Source organism: Vibrio sp. YT-19(2023), assembly GCF_033337395.1.
The window spans coordinates 194942-212264 of record NZ_JAWOQN010000001.1 but is presented as its reverse complement, the minus strand read 5'-3'; the positions used below and the strand labels follow the sequence as shown (position 1 = coordinate 212264).

The 17323-nt window shown below is 45.2% G+C and carries 14 protein-coding genes; 9 read left to right on the top strand and 5 right to left on the bottom strand.

The genetic code is table 11. The annotated features are described in order from the left end of the window. Positions 1–611 precede the first annotated feature (611 nt). Positions 612–1919, top strand: a complete 1308-nt coding sequence (gene fadI, locus R7E78_RS00940) for an acetyl-CoA C-acyltransferase FadI (RefSeq protein WP_262640731.1) — start codon at positions 612–614, stop codon at positions 1917–1919. Beyond that, complete coding sequence (gene fadJ / locus R7E78_RS00935; protein ID WP_262640730.1) at positions 1919–4030, top strand: fatty acid oxidation complex subunit alpha FadJ; 2112 nt, start codon at positions 1919–1921, stop codon at positions 4028–4030. The genes fadI and fadJ overlap by 1 nt, the downstream gene beginning before the upstream one ends. A gap of 62 nt (positions 4031–4092) precedes the next feature. Here the strand turns inward: fadJ and R7E78_RS00930 are convergent, their stop codons facing one another. Both R7E78_RS00930 and R7E78_RS00925 read right to left on the bottom strand, forming a co-directional pair. Continuing rightward, complete coding sequence (locus R7E78_RS00930; protein ID WP_005384444.1) at positions 4093–4347, bottom strand: hypothetical protein; 255 nt, start codon at positions 4345–4347, stop codon at positions 4093–4095. A gap of 167 nt (positions 4348–4514) precedes the next feature. Then, complete coding sequence (locus R7E78_RS00925; protein ID WP_262640729.1) at positions 4515–7292, bottom strand: insulinase family protein; 2778 nt, start codon at positions 7290–7292, stop codon at positions 4515–4517. Between the two features lie 374 nt (positions 7293–7666). Between R7E78_RS00925 and sixA the strand changes: the two genes are divergently transcribed. Continuing rightward, on the top strand, positions 7667–8131 hold the full coding sequence (gene sixA, locus R7E78_RS00920) for a phosphohistidine phosphatase SixA (protein WP_005380537.1): 465 nt from the start codon (positions 7667–7669) through the stop codon (positions 8129–8131). 93 nt (positions 8132–8224) lie between these two features. Here sixA and smrB read toward each other — a convergent pair whose 3' ends face one another. Continuing rightward, positions 8225–8755: an endonuclease SmrB gene (gene smrB, locus R7E78_RS00915; protein ID WP_005380539.1), complete on the bottom strand. Its 531-nt coding sequence runs from the start codon at positions 8753–8755 to the stop codon at positions 8225–8227. 62 nt (positions 8756–8817) lie between these two features. Here smrB and prmB point away from each other — a divergent pair, with 62 nt between their 5' ends. Together prmB and aroC are read left to right on the top strand one after the other, a co-directional pair. After that, a complete protein-coding gene (gene prmB / locus R7E78_RS00910; RefSeq protein ID WP_005380541.1) occupies positions 8818–9750 on the top strand; it encodes a 50S ribosomal protein L3 N(5)-glutamine methyltransferase in 933 nt (310 codons plus the stop codon). A gap of 180 nt (positions 9751–9930) precedes the next feature. Beyond that, positions 9931–11016: a chorismate synthase gene (gene aroC / locus R7E78_RS00905; protein ID WP_031780893.1), complete on the top strand. Its 1086-nt coding sequence runs from the start codon at positions 9931–9933 to the stop codon at positions 11014–11016. 223 nt (positions 11017–11239) lie between these two features. On the opposite strand, the gene R7E78_RS00900 is transcribed toward aroC, so the two are convergent. Then, positions 11240–11863: a trimeric intracellular cation channel family protein gene (locus R7E78_RS00900; protein WP_005380544.1), complete on the bottom strand. Its 624-nt coding sequence runs from the start codon at positions 11861–11863 to the stop codon at positions 11240–11242. Positions 11864–12195: 332 nt separating this feature from the next. On the opposite strand from R7E78_RS00900, the gene R7E78_RS00895 reads away from it, so the two are divergent. From R7E78_RS00895 to R7E78_RS00885, 3 genes are all read left to right on the top strand, one after another. Beyond that, the gene (locus R7E78_RS00895; RefSeq protein WP_053349556.1) at positions 12196–12726 is read left to right on the top strand and encodes an elongation factor P hydroxylase; all 531 of its coding nucleotides are present in this window, start codon (positions 12196–12198) and stop codon (positions 12724–12726) included. 25 nt (positions 12727–12751) lie between these two features. Further along, complete coding sequence (locus R7E78_RS00890) at positions 12752–13015, top strand: YfcL family protein (protein ID WP_017635933.1); 264 nt, start codon at positions 12752–12754, stop codon at positions 13013–13015. A gap of 146 nt (positions 13016–13161) precedes the next feature. Beyond that, positions 13162–13686: an NADPH-dependent FMN reductase gene (locus tag R7E78_RS00885; protein WP_053349557.1), complete on the top strand. Its 525-nt coding sequence runs from the start codon at positions 13162–13164 to the stop codon at positions 13684–13686. A gap of 76 nt (positions 13687–13762) precedes the next feature. Here R7E78_RS00885 and mnmC read toward each other — a convergent pair whose 3' ends face one another. After that, positions 13763–15781: a bifunctional tRNA (5-methylaminomethyl-2-thiouridine)(34)-methyltransferase MnmD/FAD-dependent 5-carboxymethylaminomethyl-2-thiouridine(34) oxidoreductase MnmC gene (mnmC, locus tag R7E78_RS00880; RefSeq protein WP_253657707.1), complete on the bottom strand. Its 2019-nt coding sequence runs from the start codon at positions 15779–15781 to the stop codon at positions 13763–13765. Positions 15782–15909: 128 nt separating this feature from the next. Between mnmC and fabB the strand changes: the two genes are divergently transcribed. Continuing rightward, complete coding sequence (gene fabB / locus R7E78_RS00875; RefSeq protein WP_005380557.1) at positions 15910–17121, top strand: beta-ketoacyl-ACP synthase I; 1212 nt, start codon at positions 15910–15912, stop codon at positions 17119–17121. Positions 17122–17323: the final 202 nt, after the last annotated feature.

Sequence of the window (17323 nt, the reverse complement as noted above, 5' to 3'; positions counted from 1 at the left end):
ATGTGGTTACCTAAAAGTGTATACGCAAATGTCAGATATCATCGAACACGAATTGATATATATTGTTAACAATATCATCATTAGTAATCAATGGCTTGGATAAGTTCACTCGATGGAGCATTAAAAGGGACTTCTGATGGTGGATTCTTGAATTGTTTTGAATCAATAATCGCTCTAGGTGAGCTTAAAACTCGTAAAATCACTATAAAATTGATCTATTTCAAAATATCAAGCAGTGAAGGGGTTATAGTACACCTTGTCATCTCGTTAGTCATTGCGACTAACATGTTGAGCAAGATGACACTTCCTTTTGAAGGCTGACTTTACTTTCTCCTAATCAGGAAACTGATTACTTTTCAATTGGCGTAAGTTAATTGTTTTATAGATATTCCGACCACACAGTTATGTGTGGTTTTTTTTGCTTCGATTTTACTTTCCGTATACCTCTTACCGTTTTAACTCTCTATAGTTAACCATTAGTAATCGCATAAGAATCAAAGAAGTAGAGTAATTGAACTACTTGCTTCACGTTTATTTAAACGCACGTTTGATAAATTTAACAAATTCATTACAATGCCTCAGGTCAGACCTCTTGTATTTAAGGAGAAACAATGGGCAAGCAGGAAGTAAAAACACGCAATGGTGAGCGTGTCGCTATTGTCGCGGGGCTTCGAACTCCCTTTGCTCGTCAAAGCACGGAATTTAGCCAAGTGCCAGCGGTCGATTTAGGGAAAATGGTAGTAAGCGAAATGCTTGCTCGAACAGATATTGATCCGAAGCTAATCGAACAAGTGGTATTTGGACAAGTAGTACAAATGCCTGAAGCGCCAAACATCGCACGAGAAATCGTGTTAGGCACCGGTATGAACATCCATACTGATGCTTACAGTGTGACTCGAGCGTGTGCAACGAGTTTTCAAGCGGCGGTTAATGTCGCAGAAAGCATCATGGCGGGAACCATCGATATTGGTATTGCTGGCGGTGCAGACTCTTCTTCCGTCCTGCCTATTGGCGTATCAAAGAAATTGGCCGCTAATCTGCTTGCTCTTAGTAAGACAAAAACAATGGGTCAGAAGCTTAGTATCCTCAAAAACTTGAGCTTTAAAGACCTGATGCCAGTGCCACCAGCAGTAGCAGAGTACTCTACGGGTTTATCCATGGGACAAACTGCAGAGCAAATGGCTAAAACACATGGTATTTCTCGCGCAGAACAGGATGCGCTTGCATATCGTTCTCATACGCTGGCTTCTCAAGCTTGGAAAGAAGGAAAAATCCAAGATGAAGTGATGACGGCTTTCCCTGAACCATACAAAAAGTGGATTTCGGAAGACAACAATATCCGTCATGACTCAACGGTTGAGGGATACGCGAAATTGCGACCTGCGTTTGATCGTCAGTATGGCAGTGTTACGGCTGCGAACAGTACGCCATTGACTGATGGTGGTGCGGCAGTGATGTTGATGCGAGAAGGTAAAGCGAAAGAGCTCGGAATGGAGATCCTTGGTTACATCCGAGGTTATGCATTCTCTGCTATCGGTGTGGAAAAGGACATGCTGATGGGGCCGACTTATGCCACAGCGAAAGTGCTTGAAAATACAGGCTTGGAACTGTCAGACCTGACGTTGATCGACATGCACGAAGCCTTTGCTGCTCAAGCATTGGCGAATGTGAAGATGTTTGCTTCCGATAAGTTTGCTCAAGAAAACCTTGGTCGCTCAAAAGCGATTGGTGAAATTGACATGGATAAGTTCAACGTGCTTGGCGGATCAATTGCTTATGGTCACCCATTTGCTGCGACTGGTGCGCGTATGATGACGCAAACCCTACGAGAGCTAAAACGCCGTGGCGGTGGTATTGCATTGAATACCGCATGTGCTGCTGGTGGTCTTGGTGCGGCAATGATTCTGGAGGTTGAGTAATGAGCGAGCAAAAAGCATTTAGTCTAAAGGTTGATGAGCAAAATATTGCTTGGTTAGCCATCGATGTTCCTAATGAAAAAATGAATACGCTGCAGGCGGCTTTTGCTGACGAAATGAAAGAAATTCTTGCTCAGCTAAAAGACTCCAGTGGTATTAAAGGGATGATCATCCACTCCCTAAAACCGGACAATTTTGTTGCGGGCGCAGATGTTAGAATGCTAGAAGCATGCACCACAGCAAGTGAAGCGGAAGCCTTAGCAAGGCAGGGTCAGGAGTTGTTCCAGCAGCTATCGGACTTACCGTATCCTGTCGTTGCGGCTATTCATGGCCCATGTTTGGGCGGTGGTTTAGAACTGGCTCTTGCATGTGATTATCGTGTTTGTACGGATTCTGACAAAACGCGTTTAGGTCTGCCAGAAGTACAACTTGGTTTATTGCCAGGTTCTGGTGGTACTCAGCGTCTGCCACGTTTGATTGGCCTGTTACCATCGTTGGACTTGATCCTGACGGGTAAACAACTTCGTGCGAAGAAAGCTAAAAAACTGGGCGTTGTGGACGCCTGTGTGCCTGACACCATTTTGCTCGACGTAGCAAAACAGTTTATCGACAAAGGTAAAAACAAGGGTACGAAAAAGCTATCGACGAAAGAAAAGGTGATGTCTGGTAGCGGGCTAGGGCGCAAGTTTGTATTTGAGCAAGCTGCGAAGAAAACGAATCAAAAAACCCGTGGTAACTATCCAGCAACGGTAGCAATTCTAGAAGTTATTCAACATGGCTTAGAGAAAGGCTTCGCTAAAGGCCAAGAACTTGAAGCGAAGCGCTTCGGTGAGCTTGTAATGAGCTCAGAGTCAAAAGCGCTCCGTTCGATCTTCTTTGCCACAACAGAAATGAAGAAAGAAAATGGCACGGATGCGAAACCAGCACCAGTTCATAAAGTTGGTGTGCTTGGTGGTGGTCTGATGGGCGCCGGAATCAGCCATGTGTCTGTTGCAAAAGCAAAAGTACCTGTTCGCATCAAAGACGTTAGCAACGATGGCGTTTTAAACGCGCTCAACTACAACTACAAGTTATTTGAGAAACAGCGCAAACGTCGCATTCTATCCAAGGCCGACCTGCAAGCGAAAATGCTGCAACTGTCTGGTGGTGTCGACTTTACCAGTTTTAATCATATTGATGTCGTAATTGAAGCCGTTTTTGAAGACCTAGATCTTAAGCAAAAAATGGTGGCGGACATTGAAGCGAACGCTAAGACAGAAACTATCTTTGCGACCAATACTTCTTCGTTGCCTATCCACAAAATTGCAGAAAAAGCAGAGCGTCCAGAAAACGTAGTTGGTTTGCATTACTTCAGCCCAGTAGAAAAAATGCCTTTGGTGGAAGTGATTCCGCATGAAACGACGTCAGATGAAACCGTTTCAACAGTTGTTGCACTTGCTAAGAAGCAAGGTAAAACTCCGATCGTAGTGAAAGACAAAGCGGGCTTTTACGTGAACCGCATTCTTGCGCCATACATGAACGAAGCGGCGCATATTTTGTTGGCTAACGAACCGATCGAAAAGATTGATACGGCGTTGCTTGACTTTGGTTTCCCTGTCGGCCCGATTACCTTGTTGGATGAAGTCGGTGTCGACATTGGCGCGAAAATTATGCCGATTCTGGTTAATGAGTTAGGTGACCGATTCAAAGGCCCGGATGTGTTTGATATCTTGTTAAATGATGGACGTAAAGGACGCAAGAGTGGTAAGGGTTTTTACACTTATAAGGGCAAGAAGAAAGATGTCGACAAATCAGTTTACAAACTGCTTAAGCTCGACCCTGAATCTAAGCTAAGCGATAACGATATTGCGTTGCGCTGTGTGCTGCCAATGTTGAATGAAGCGGTACGTTGTTTGGATGATGGCATCATTCGCTCGCCACGTGACGGTGATATTGGCGCGATATTTGGTATTGGTTTCCCACCGTTCTTGGGTGGTCCGTTCCGTTACATGGACCAATTTGGCATTAAAGAGCTCGTAGAGAAAATGAATGAGTTTGCATCGAAGTATGGCGATCGTTACGCGCCATGTGATGGTTTGCTTACTCGAGCTGGTGAAGGGACAACGTTCTATTAAACGTTGCTTCGGTAGAGAAAAAGGCTTGCCAGTGGCAAGCCTTTTTCATAAAGAAGAAATGGTTACTTCTTCTTGTCTTTCTTATCTTTATTGTGGCCTTTACCTGGGTTGTCGTCCCCATGAACGCTGCTATTACCTTTTTTGTCTTTATCGTTCCACTGTTTTGAAGAGCAATCATCTGATTTGATGGATACATTGTCTCCGCTAAGGCGCACACAGTCGTCACTTAGTTCGAAACCATCGCCTTTGACTGAGATTTCAGCGTGAGCAGATGCCAATGGCAGTATAAGAGCCACAAGTAAAAGTGCTTTTTTCATGATTACCTCATTAAGTTATTTTTAGTGCGGTAATTAGAGCATAAGCCGCAATGGCGCAATTTCAATTTTCTGCCAATTATGGTGCCGATTCAATCTATGAGACCGACAATCTCATGGGTTTGTAGGTTCATTCTAGTAATCGACAATTTTATTTCTGCGCAACTAGATCACCCCAAGCCGCAATCTTTTGGCCGAAGTTGGAACTCTTCAATCGATCCTATTTCTTGTCCTAGATGGATGCGCGGAGCCTCCGAATGCGCTTGACCTTGAGAGTGCATGATCAAACGATTTGCAGTACGAGGTTTCAATTCGTTCACAACGAAGCGAATCATGTCTGCGCGCGTCAGCTTCTTCAACTCCGCCAGTACCTTGTCACGTTGGTTAAACTCAGTGTCCTTATTTCCTATCGCAACCCAAAGACGTTGAGCCCGTCCTCGAAGTGTGGTGTCCGGCGTTGCTATTTGGTTCCACAAGCCGCGCTTACTGCTGTGCCATTGGTAATCGTTTAACTCTAACAGCACCATATAAAAGGCATTTAAAAACTCATCGATTGAGGTAACCAGCTCGGCAGGTGCTGCATTAGGTGACTGCACATACAGTACAATACCAGGGTGACGATTTAGCGGCATATTGCCAGTGCCTACCATGTAACCTAATTGCTGCTTGGTACGGATTTCGTGGAAAAACGTTGCCGACATAAGGTGATTGGCCAATGAGTATAGCGCGATACTACGAGGCTCAATATCCTCGCACTGGTGGTAAATAACGACCGCGGAATCTTGCTGATTACAATGCACCTCACGTTGAAAACTGCCATTTTTACCTAGCATAATGAGAGGACGAAGTGCCTCTTCATAACGTTGCTCGTTAACTCTTAGAGCATCCTTTAAGGTCGTTGCCATGTCATGGGCATGCTGGCGTTGCCAGTCTCCGTAAACAAACATTTCAACGTGCAGTTCTGCAAGAATGGATTCTACGAATACCGAGAGTTCATCGACTTCGATTTCTTCTAGCGCTTCGACTAAGGTTGCGAAAGGCGGGTTATTGGGTTGAAGTAACCCAGTAAGTGCGTTAAACAGCTGCGAAATAGGGCGATCTTGTGAAGCATTTCTCCAGTTTCGTAACAGTTGTTGTTTGATGGTTTCAAAGCGAGCAGGGCTGAAATCTCGAGAAGCAAAACGGTGCAGAATCATTTCTAGCAACTGAGGCAGCTTTTGACTGAACCCTGAGAGGGTTAAGGTCACGCCACCTTGGTGAGCGTACATGTTGTAACCCATCCCTGCGATTTCTGCTTGATAGGTTTCTTTTGCTAGCGAATCGAGGAATATCTCTACACATAAGCGCGTTTTGACGATGTTCTTTGGTGATGCAACGGCATGAGAGCTGTCGATAGCGACATAAACGACACCTTTAGGCACGCGAAATTCGTCATCTTGCAAATGCCACAGCCGAAACCCTTCGAGATCCTCAATCAACTCTGGCAGCGAATCACCATTTTCGAGTGGCATGGGGTCGAGGTCGTAGCAAATATAAGGGTTCTTTTTCGGTAAGACGAATTGCCAGCTTGGGTCGATTTGTTGATAGAAACGACGTTGGCCTTCACTAAAAGGTGTGACGGAGTACGGGGTAAAGTACCATTCGGCAGTACGGTTGTATTCCAGGCCTTTAGCAATCAAAGTAACGCGTACATTATCGATGGTTAAGTATCGCAGCAATGAACGCTGTAACTCCTCATCGTAGCCCGCCATTTTGTAGTCACCATAAACCGTGTCTTCCGGTTGATAGTGCTGCATGTTGATCACCAGATGGCTGACGAGATCCATTGGGCGCGATGGCTCTTGGAAGCGGAAAGCCGATTCTAATACCGCTTGTTTTTCGAGATAGCGCCATTCATCTAACCCGTCTTGTTTGATCATCGAGAGGTATTGAAAAACCGCTTGAACGATATCATCAACATGATCTAAGCCGTTTGGCGTCAGGGTGCAGCTTACGGTAAAGTCTCGGTAGTTACTGCCACTCGCGCCGCCGCCCGCTGAGAGAGAGGTAATCCAGCCTTTTTCTTTGAGTTGAAGCATCAAACTGCCTTCTCCTTCATAACCCAACAGGTGAGCAAAGTAGGAGAGTGGCTTCACGCTATAATGCGCATCCATTCCCGGCATGGGGAATGTGAGAATCAGTTTACGGAACTCTTTGAGCGGCTCGACTTGAACCAAAATGCCCGTGCTTTCCTCAGTGCCGATCGGTACATCAATCGATTTTCCACGAAGATGGTGATTTGGGATGTCGGCAAACATGGTTTCTACCCAAGCTTGCTGTTCATCGAGCGGCTGTGGCCCAAATAGAGTCAGTGTCATCAAATCGGCGGAATACTGAGAGTGGTGAAACTCTACAATTTCGTCGCGGATGGATTTACCATCTCGGTCGCCAAGAGTATCTAAGTTTCCGACAGAGAATTTTGAAAACGGGTGCTCTGGATTGATGACTTCTTTGTTAACTTGATACAGGCGACGAGAATCATCATTAAGTTTGAGCTTGTATTCGGAGTCGACAGCCTGTCGCTCTTTGTCTAATGCTTCTTCGTTAAACAAAGGTGCGGTAAAGAATTGGCTAAATCGATCTAAGGCACTTTCAAAGGCATTTGGAGCAATATTGAAAAAGAAACAAGTGTGCTCTGTGCCCGTCCAAGCGTTGTTTGTTCCACCGTGTTGGCTAATATAGCTTTGAAACTCGCCCACTTTAGGGTATTTTTCCGTACCCAAAAAAAGCATGTGTTCTAAATAGTGTGCCAGACCTTGGCGATCGTTTGGGTCGTCGAAGTGTCCAACGTTCACTGCCAGAGCAGCTGCCGACTGTTGAGCTGTATCGGAATGAATCAGCAGTACACGCAGTTCATTGCTCAAGGTAATGTAGCGGTATTGATTTGAATCGTTAGGACTTAGATGCACGATGCGTCTCCAGATTTCGCATTACAGTAATTTAGGCTCCCCTCGCGGGGGGCGCAAAGTTTGCGTTTCGACAAATACTGCTTGCCGTATTTTTGTTATTCGTAGACTTCTGCACAGGCCCATCGCGTTTGCGTATGGGGAAGAACTGTTTGAGTGAATGCTCTGAACTCATTGCACAGTTAAATAGTGTGATGAACTGAGTACATTCTTTTAATAGATTGTTAAGAAAGTCGCTATCTTTAACAAGCGAATTGGTATAATGAACAGATAATTATATCAGTATTTTTGTTTCGTCATTGTTAAAGTTAGCCCCGTCTATCTAATAAAGATAGCAGTCAACCTTTTGGTAGCGTTAGCTATCCCTAGGAAATAACATGAAAATATTCATCATGCGTCACGGTGAAGCCGAGCATTTTGCAGATTCAGACGCAGCACGACAATTGACCCCAAGAGGCAGAGTCGAATCAGAAGCGGTTGCGAGAGCCTGTAAAGAACAGGGTTTTGCGCAATTCGATAAAGTGTTGGTGAGTCCGTACATTAGAGCTCAACAAACTTGGCAAGAGATCAGTGCGTATTTCTCTGCAAAAAGCATTGAAACTTGTGAAGATATTACACCTTATGGCCAGTCCGAGCATGTCTTCGATTTCGCAAGTGCATTAATCGAAGTCGAACAATTGGACTCGCTTTTGTTCGTATCGCATTTGCCTTTGGTCGGTTATCTGACTTCAGAGTTTGTAAAAGACATGACACCACCGATGTTTCCTACATCAGGGCTAGTGTGCATTGAATATGATTTACAAACACAAAATGGTGAAGTGCTTTGGCATATTACGCCATAAGTGTCTAAACCAAAATAAGCGTTTGCAAATTAGAGACAGAATAAGAAAGGCAGGAGATCCCTGCCTTTTCGTTTAGTGTCTACAGCAAGCCTGTTACTTTTCAGGAATAGAAAGCAACACTAACAACGCACCATCACCACCAAATTCTAGTGGCGCTTGGTGAAAAGCCATAACGTCAGGATGCTGTGCTAACCAAAGTGGGGCTTTCTGTTTCAGGATGTGTTTCCCAATACCATGTTGCACACACGCACAATGAATCTCGTTTTTGATGCAATAGGCTATCATCGCACCAAGCTCGCGTTTTGCTTCTTGCTGTGTCATGCCGTGCATATCGAGGAACACGTCCGGTACATACACGCCACGACGTAGACGTTTGACTTCATAAGTGGAGACGTCGTCACGTGCATAACGAGTTGGACCTTCATCGTTTAATAGAGGGACAAACTCGTCTGAAAAGTAAAATTCAGAGTCACTCGCTTCACGGTTGGAGCGCTTGATTTCTTTTTGCTTAGTATTTTTTTTTGGTTGCTGGATTATGGTATCCTGTCGCAACTTTTTTACGCCCTGTACTGCTTCCTGAAACAAGGCGAAATCGTCATCGTTCTCGGTGTCTTTTTTGCTCATTAGGTAAACAATTTCATTAATAAACTTTATTGGCAGTATTGTAGCGCTTTTCGGAGGCAATTTTGGATAAGATTTTTGTAGAAGAAGCGGTATCGGAGCTGCATACCCTTCAAGATATGATTCGTTGGACGGTAAGCCGCTTTAATGCAGCGAACCTGTTTTACGGTCATGGTACTGATAATGCGTGGGATGAAGCAGTTCAGCTTATCCTGCCAACCTTATACTTGCCGATTGATGTGCCTCCGCACGTATTGAACTCTCGCCTAACGACAAGCGAGCGTCTGCGTATTGTTGAGCGCGTAGTAAAACGCATCAACGAGCGTACGCCAACAGCATACCTAACAAACAAAGCATGGTTCTGCGGTCTTGAGTTCTTCGTTGATGAGCGTGTACTTGTGCCACGCTCTCCTATCGGCGAATTGATTCAAGCGGAATTCCAACCTTGGTTGGTGGAAGAGCCTACGCGCATCATGGACCTATGTACGGGTTCTGGTTGTATCGCGATTGCTTGTGCGCACGCTTTCCCTGAAGCAGAAGTGGATGCTATCGACATCTCTACAGATGCTCTACAAGTGGCTGAGCAAAACGTACAAGATCACGGCATGGAGCAGCAAGTGTTCCCAATTCGCTCTGATTTGTTCCGTGATCTTCCAAAAGAGAAATACAATCTAATCGTGTCCAACCCACCATATGTGGATGAAGAAGACATGAACAGCCTGCCAGATGAGTTCACGCATGAGCCTGAGCTTGGTTTAGCTGCGGGTACGGATGGTCTAAAACTTGTGCGTCGTATTCTAGCTAACGCGCCAGATTATCTAACAGATAACGGCATTCTTATTTGTGAAGTCGGAAACTCAATGATTCATATGATGGAACAGTACCCAGAGATTCCATTTACTTGGATTGAGTTCGAGAACGGCGGTCATGGCGTATTTATGCTAACGCGTGACCAGCTGGTTGAGTGTGCAGAAGAGTTTAAACTGTACAAAGACTAATAGAGTCTTGCACTAAACATCAAAACACCGAGCTTTATGCTCGGTGTTTTTTTTATGCATACCTCGCCGATATTAACTCTTTACATCAAAACGTAATAAAGCCACTATGAATCCACGAAGAATTGGAAAGCAGCTATGCTCTGTTTTGAGAGAGCGTGGCGATAAAAACTTGAGGAAGTAATGGCAGGAAACAGTATCGGACAACATTTCCGAGTGACGACATTCGGGGAAAGTCACGGTATCGCACTGGGATGTATCGTAGACGGATGTCCTCCGGGGTTGGAAATTACAGAAGCAGATCTACAAATCGATCTCGACCGCCGTCGTCCAGGCACATCACGTTACACCACACAACGTCGTGAACCGGATGAAGTTAAAATTCTTTCTGGCGTTTTTGAAGGCAAAACCACGGGCACATCGATCGGTTTGCTAATTGAAAACACCGATCAGCGCTCAAAAGACTACTCTGACATCAAAGATAAGTTCAGACCGGGTCATGCTGATTACACTTACCACCAAAAATATGGCATCCGCGACTATCGCGGTGGCGGCCGTTCTTCAGCTCGTGAAACCGCAATGCGTGTGGCTGCTGGTGCAATCGCGAAGAAATACTTAAAAGATGAGTTTGGTGTTGAGATTCGTGCTTACTTGTCACAAATGGGTGATGTATCTATCGACAAGGTAGATTGGAACGAAATCGAGAACAATGCATTCTTCTGCCCTGATGCTGACAAAGTAGAAGCATTTGACCAACTTATCCGTGACCTGAAAAAAGAAGGCGACTCTATTGGCGCAAAAATCCAGGTTGTGGCAACTAACGTGCCTGTTGGTCTTGGGGAACCCGTATTTGACCGTTTGGATGCAGACATCGCGCACGCACTAATGAGCATCAACGCGGTGAAAGGCGTGGAAATCGGAGACGGTTTCGAGGTGGTAAACCAAAAAGGCAGTCAGCACCGTGATACGCTTGCTCCTGAAGGTTTTGGTAGTAATCATGCGGGTGGCATTCTTGGTGGTATCTCTACTGGTCAAGACATTGTCGCAAACATTGCGCTTAAGCCAACATCAAGTATCACTGTGCCGGGTGAGACCATCACAAAAGAAGGTGAACCAACTCAATTGATCACCAAAGGTCGTCATGACCCATGTGTGGGTATTCGTGCTGTGCCTATCGCAGAAGCGATGCTGGCAATTGTGGTGATGGATCATTTACTACGCCACCGTGGTCAAAACCATGGCGTAACAACTGAAACACCGAAGATTTAAGAGCTTTGTGTCATTCCAGCGAGCTATAGCGAGACTAGGAATCTAATTTCAGCGCGATGAAAAGAGAAAGAAACATCTCTGACAACAGAGTGCTCGGATAATAGATCCTGAATCATGTTCCTTCGTCGCTGTTCAGGATGACTGAATATAAAATTATGCCACTCACTGAATCGCGGGTGGCACAATTGTATCAGGCAACCTTTTTTGTTTAAGTAGTTTTTGCTTAATGAATCGAGCCTTCGGTTTCCAAATGGAAAGAAGGCAGACGCCACTTAAAGCGTACCGCAGCCATACGCAACATGTAACCAGTAACCAGTGTAATAATAGTGGCAGTGACATCGGGAACATTGAACTCTAATAGCGCTAAGTACATTCCTGATGCGATAAGAGCGACAGAAGCGTAAAGCTCTTCATGCAGTACCAATGGTGTTTGGCGACAGATTAAGTCGCGAAGTAGCCCACCGAATACACCCGTTACTAACGCTGAAACCATACAAATACCAGGGTGCAAGCCCATGCCCATCGCAATTTTTGTTCCGATGATGCTGAATACGATTAGACCTAACGCATCAAGGCGAATGAACAGGCCTTTTAGCTTAATCACCCATTTCGCTAAACCTGTTGTTAGCACACCTGCAACACACGTAATTGCAAGGAACTCTGGGTTTTTTACCCAACCAAGAGGGTAGTGGCCTAATAGAATGTCACGTACGGTGCCACCACCAATGGCCGTTGCGCTGGCCACCAACATAACACCAAACCAGTCCATCTTTCTTCTACCAGCACTTAACGCACCTGTCATGGCTTCAGCCGTGATACCAATGATATACAACACACTTAGCAACATAGGGAAACACTCAACGTAAAAAGTCACTACGTTCTACGAGAATCAGCGTAGGCGAAGTAACAACACTTACAAACGGTTCTATCTCTCTTAAAAAGTGATTAAAACCAGCAACATGCTTGTAATCAAACGGCTTAAAAATAGCGGTTTGAACGGCATCAAAATAAGGCGAGAGTGTAGTGGTAAATAAGTACGCTGACGAATGAGAAATTGTATGGAGAAAGCGATGTTCAGATAAATTCAACTAATAACCAAAAATGTGGGGTTGCCTTTACCTCATAGCTAAAAACAGCGACAATATGCAGCGCATGTCAAACTGAAGTACAAACTCGACGATGACCCACGAATACCAAGACTTAATCACCATTTTTAATGACACCTTTTTAGAACAATTTAATACGAAATTAGAGTTAGGTGGTGATGAGCCTATTTATCTTCCTGCTGATGATGAACACCCTCATCATCGGATTATTTTTGCTCGGGGTTTTTACGCCTCTGCTTTACACGAGATTTCGCATTGGTGTGTGGCTGGTCCAGAGCGTCGTTTGCTGGAAGATTTTGGCTATTGGTATGAACCCGATGGGCGAACAGCAGAAGTTCAAGCGGAGTTTGAGAAAGTTGAAGTGCGACCTCAAGCTTATGAATGGATTCTGGCACAAAGCGCTGGCTTCCCTTTTACGGTGAGTTGTGACAATCTACACGGCGATTTTGAACCAGATAGGCTCGGCTTTATGCAAAAAGTACATAAAGAAGTGCTGGGTATTTTGGACGTAGGCTTGCCTTTGCGAGTGAAAATGCTTTCTGATGCCCTGCGCGCATTTTATCAAACTAAGCCACTGGAAGCGTCGGACTTTTGCGTTAAATAACCATTAATAACCTCAGAGATACACCATGATTATTGAATTTGAAGAAAAACTACTGGAACTGATTGATGCTCGAATTGAAACAGCATCTGACGATGAATTGTTTGCTGGTGGTTATTTACGTGGTCACATCTCTTTATCCGCGGCGTCTTGTGAAGAAGAAGGGATTAGCGATATTACTGAGCTGAAGTCACGCATTGAGAGCAGCTTAGAAAATGCGCGTACCGAGTTAAGCCCGGCCGATCGCGTGATTGTCAGTGATTTGTGGCAAGAGCTCCAGGCTCAGGCTTAGTCCCTAAGCAGCGTTCTCCCTTTATTTAATCCTAGTCATTTACTACTTCGAAAAATTCGAACCTCTTCATAAAATTTTTGTGGTTGTAGCGAAACTGTTCAACTTTTATTCTGATCAGCACAAAACGTGAACAAAGGATTACAACCATGAAAATTGTCGCATTTGGTGCATCTACCAGCTCTACCTCAATCAACAAACTACTTGCTACATACGCAGCAAATCAAGTCGAAGGCGCTCAAGTGAATGTTCTAGACTTAAACGATTATCAAGCGCCAATGTTTAGCGAGGACAAAGAGAAAGAAATAGGTCAAGCTGAAGGGGCTGTCGCGTTTTTACGTGACTTGGCGGAGGCTGACGCTATCGTTGTTTCCTTCGCAGAGCATAACGGTTCGTACCCAGCGGCCTATAAAAACTTGTTCGATTGGGCGACGCGCATTGAGCGTAATGTATTTCAAAACAAACCTGTCGTTTATTTAGCAACTTCCCCAGGTCCCGGTGGTGCACAAAGTGTTCTTGCGGCGGCGACAGGTTCTGCACAATTTTTTGGCGCGGATGTAAAGGCATCGTTATCTGTGCCGAGCTTCTACGAAAATTTTGACGTGGAATCGGGTAAGGTTGTAAACCCAGAAGTGGCAGAGCAAGTGAAACAGGCAGTTGCACTGCTGAAGTAATCTCAGTACGAGCAACTTAGTGAGTTAGCGATTCCCGACACGTATCTGTGTCGGGAATTAAAACGAGAGAATACTCTTACAGCTCGGTAATGGCTTTGCCTTTTCTTAGTTTACGAACCCACATTCGACTTGGGTGAAGTTCGGTCAATACATCAACCGGTAATGGCAGCGGGTCCCCACAGATCTGGGAGGCCAACACTTCAGCTAATAATGGTGCAGAGCTCAGTCCACGAGATCCTAAACCTAAGAAGCAGAATAGGTTAGGGTACTGATGAATGGTTTCTACCTCTTCTGCTTTTTGATTTTGTAAGTTGGCATATTGCGTTTTGATCGTCTCAAAGTCACCCACATTCCCGACAAATGGTAAGTGATCTCGGCTAACACAACGAATACCTTGGCGAGATTGATTACCAGTGATATCTACCTCTTTTGCCCATGTTTGATTCGGTACACATTTCACTAGCTTTTCCGCATTATCTTTTTGGGCGTTTTCATCAAATTCGTAGTCAAGGTGACTGCGGTCGTAGCTTGCACCGATACACAAGTGTTGATTACTTGGGTTAACAGGTGTCATGTAACCGTCGTAACACAACACCGTTTTTAGCTGACTCAGCATTTCGGTTGCTGGCGCATGACTGACTTGTCCTTTCACTTGTCCCATTGGTAGGGAAGCGGTTTGACTCAATGTCTGGAACTCATGGCCGTTCGCAATTACAACCGTTGAGTGCTCAAATGTTTGACCACTCGCCGTTAGTAGCCAGAGCTGACGCTTTTCATCCCAATCTAATGCCTCAACAAGATGTTCAAACTTCGTTGAGAGTAACGACGTCTTCTCCAATTGTTTAATTAACCCGCGAGTTAACTCGGCAGGGCACAGCCACCCTCCCATTGGGTAGTGCACAGACGCCATATCAATAGGTAACCCGATAGTGTTCGCAGTTTCCTCGGCGGACAGCTTTTGAATGAGCTCTGGAGTGAAGTTACCCGCAAGCATTTTCTCCAGTTTGTCTGTGGATTTGTCATCCCACATCAACTGAGTTACGCCACACCAGTCATGATCAAAATCGATCTCTTGTGCTGCTTGTTCAACAAACTGACGTGCGAACAAAAATGCAGGAGCAAACACACGCGAAACGCCCGTGTGCGGGCCATTAAGCAGTGGATAAACGGCTCCTTGTCGATTGCCTGAAGCTCCTTTGGCTGGTTGTTTGTCTTTACAGTAAAGGGTGACGTTTTGGCCACGACGAACTAACGTTTTCGCTAACGCCGCGCTAGCTATACCACCACCAATGATGGCAATCGAATCAAGATTGCTAGATGCTGAGCGATTGAACCAAGGGAGATGGTTCGATTGCTTTTCACGTTGCTCCATAGAGCCGGCGATCATTTCTCGCTTAGTGCCGAAACCTTTCACCTTTTTCATTGTAAAGCCAGCTTCGTTCAAACCACGACGTACAAAGCCTGCTGCGGTAAACGTGGCAACTGTACAATCTTGCTTGGCTAGCTTTGCCATGTTGTTGAACAGGCCTTGGTTCCACATTTCTGGGTTTTTGCTTGGCGCGAATCCATCTAAGAACCAAGCATCAATCAAACCTTGTTCGTTGTATGGAACTTGCGGCATGCAGTCTTTAATGTCACCAAACCAAAGGTCGAGTGTGATTGCGCCGTCTTCTAAAACAATGCGATGACACTCCGGCACAGCGGCAGGGTAGTGCTTTTGTAACTTTTCCGCGTATTCAGCTAGCTCAGGCCAAGCTTCATGCGCCTTCTTTAAATCGGCTTTGCTTAATGGGTATTTTTCAAAGCTAATAAAATGCAGCTCTTTCAATGTTGCGTCCGGATGCTGACGACGAAACTCACTAAACCACTGGCATACTGCTAAGAAGTTTAATCCCGTGCCAAATCCGGTTTCACCAATGACAAAACGTCTTTGGTCAAATTCCTGCCATCTTTCTGGGAGATGATTTTGTTTTAAGAAAACGTAGCGTGTCTCTTCAAGACCGTTTACGTTAGAGAAGTAAACATCATCAAATTGGTCTGAAACCGGAGTACCAGCTTCGTTCCAACCAAGTTCTGCGTTTTTTATTGAAGTCATAATGGTGCAAATTTGTGATTTGGCGCGGTAAGAATGGGGCGATTGTACGAATTTATGGGAAAGCTGACCACTTTTGTTGACTATCTTAGTTATCATCTAGCGGATTTTTGAATTATAGGAATGTCATAATGAAACGAGTCGTAATCACCGGTATGGGTATTGTTTCAAGTATCGGTAACAACGTCGAAGAAGTTCTAGCGTCTCTTAAAGCGGGCAAATCTGGCATCACTGCATCTGAGCAGTTCAAAGAACACGGTCTTCGTTCGCAAGTATGGGGTGATCTAAAAATCAACCCGGCGGAACACATCGACCGTAAGCAGATGCGCTTTATGGGTGATGCGGCTGCTTATGCATACCTATCAATGGAGCAGGCAATCGCAGACGCTGGTCTTACAGAAGAACAGGTTTCAAACGATCGTACCGGTATCGTTGCAGGTTCTGGCGGTGCTTCTGCATACAATCAAACGGTAGCGACAGACACGATGCGTGCAAAAGGCGTAAAGCGAGTTGGTCCTTACATGGTTCCTCGTACTATGTCTTCTACTGTTTCTGCTTGTCTTGCTACGCCATTTAAGATTCGTGGCGTGAACTACTCAATGAGCTCTGCATGTGCAACATCTGCACACTGTATCGGCCATGCTATGGAGCTTATTCAACTAGGCAAACAAGATATTGTTTTTGCTGGTGGCGGCGAAGAGCTAGATTGGTCTCAAACTATGATGTTTGATGCGATGGGCGCACTGTCAACCAAATACAATGACACGCCAGACAAAGCATCTCGTACATACGATGCAGACCGTGACGGTTTTGTTATCTCGGGCGGCGGCGGCATGCTGGTTATTGAAGAACTAGAGCACGCACTGGCACGTGGCGCGAAAATATACGGTGAAATCGTAGGTTACGGTGCGACATCAGATGGCTACGACATGGTAGCGCCATCAGGTGAAGGTGCAATTCGTTGTATGAAGATGGCGATGCAAGACGTTGATGGTGTGGATTACATCAACACGCACGGTACATCGACACCAGTTGGTGACGTGAAAGAGCTTGGTGCTATCCAACAATTGTTTGGTGAGAACAGCCCTGCAATCTCTGCAACAAAAGCAATGACTGGCCACGCACTCGGCGCAGCGGGCGTGCACGAAGCAATTTACTCAACACTTATGCTAGACAAAAACTTCATTGCTCCAAGCATCAATATTTCAAACTTGGACGAAGCAGCACAAGGTCTGGACATCGTGACAGAAGCACGTGATGCAGAGCTAACGACCGTAATGTCAAACAGCTTTGGCTTTGGCGGCACAAACGCAACTTTGGTTATTAAAAAGTACCAAGGTTAACTGAATTTGTTGGCGCCTTGCGAGAGTACTGTAAACGCCAACAATCCAGTTTCCAGAGCTTGATCAGTCACACTGATCGAACAGACGCAGACTCTATCCCATGGAGAGCGGGATAGGATCCTTTTGTTCTGGAACTTTGCCCGGCTATTTAGCCGGGCTTTTTCTTTTCTCTGTTTCTGCTTTTCTCTAGGCTTCCCGTCAA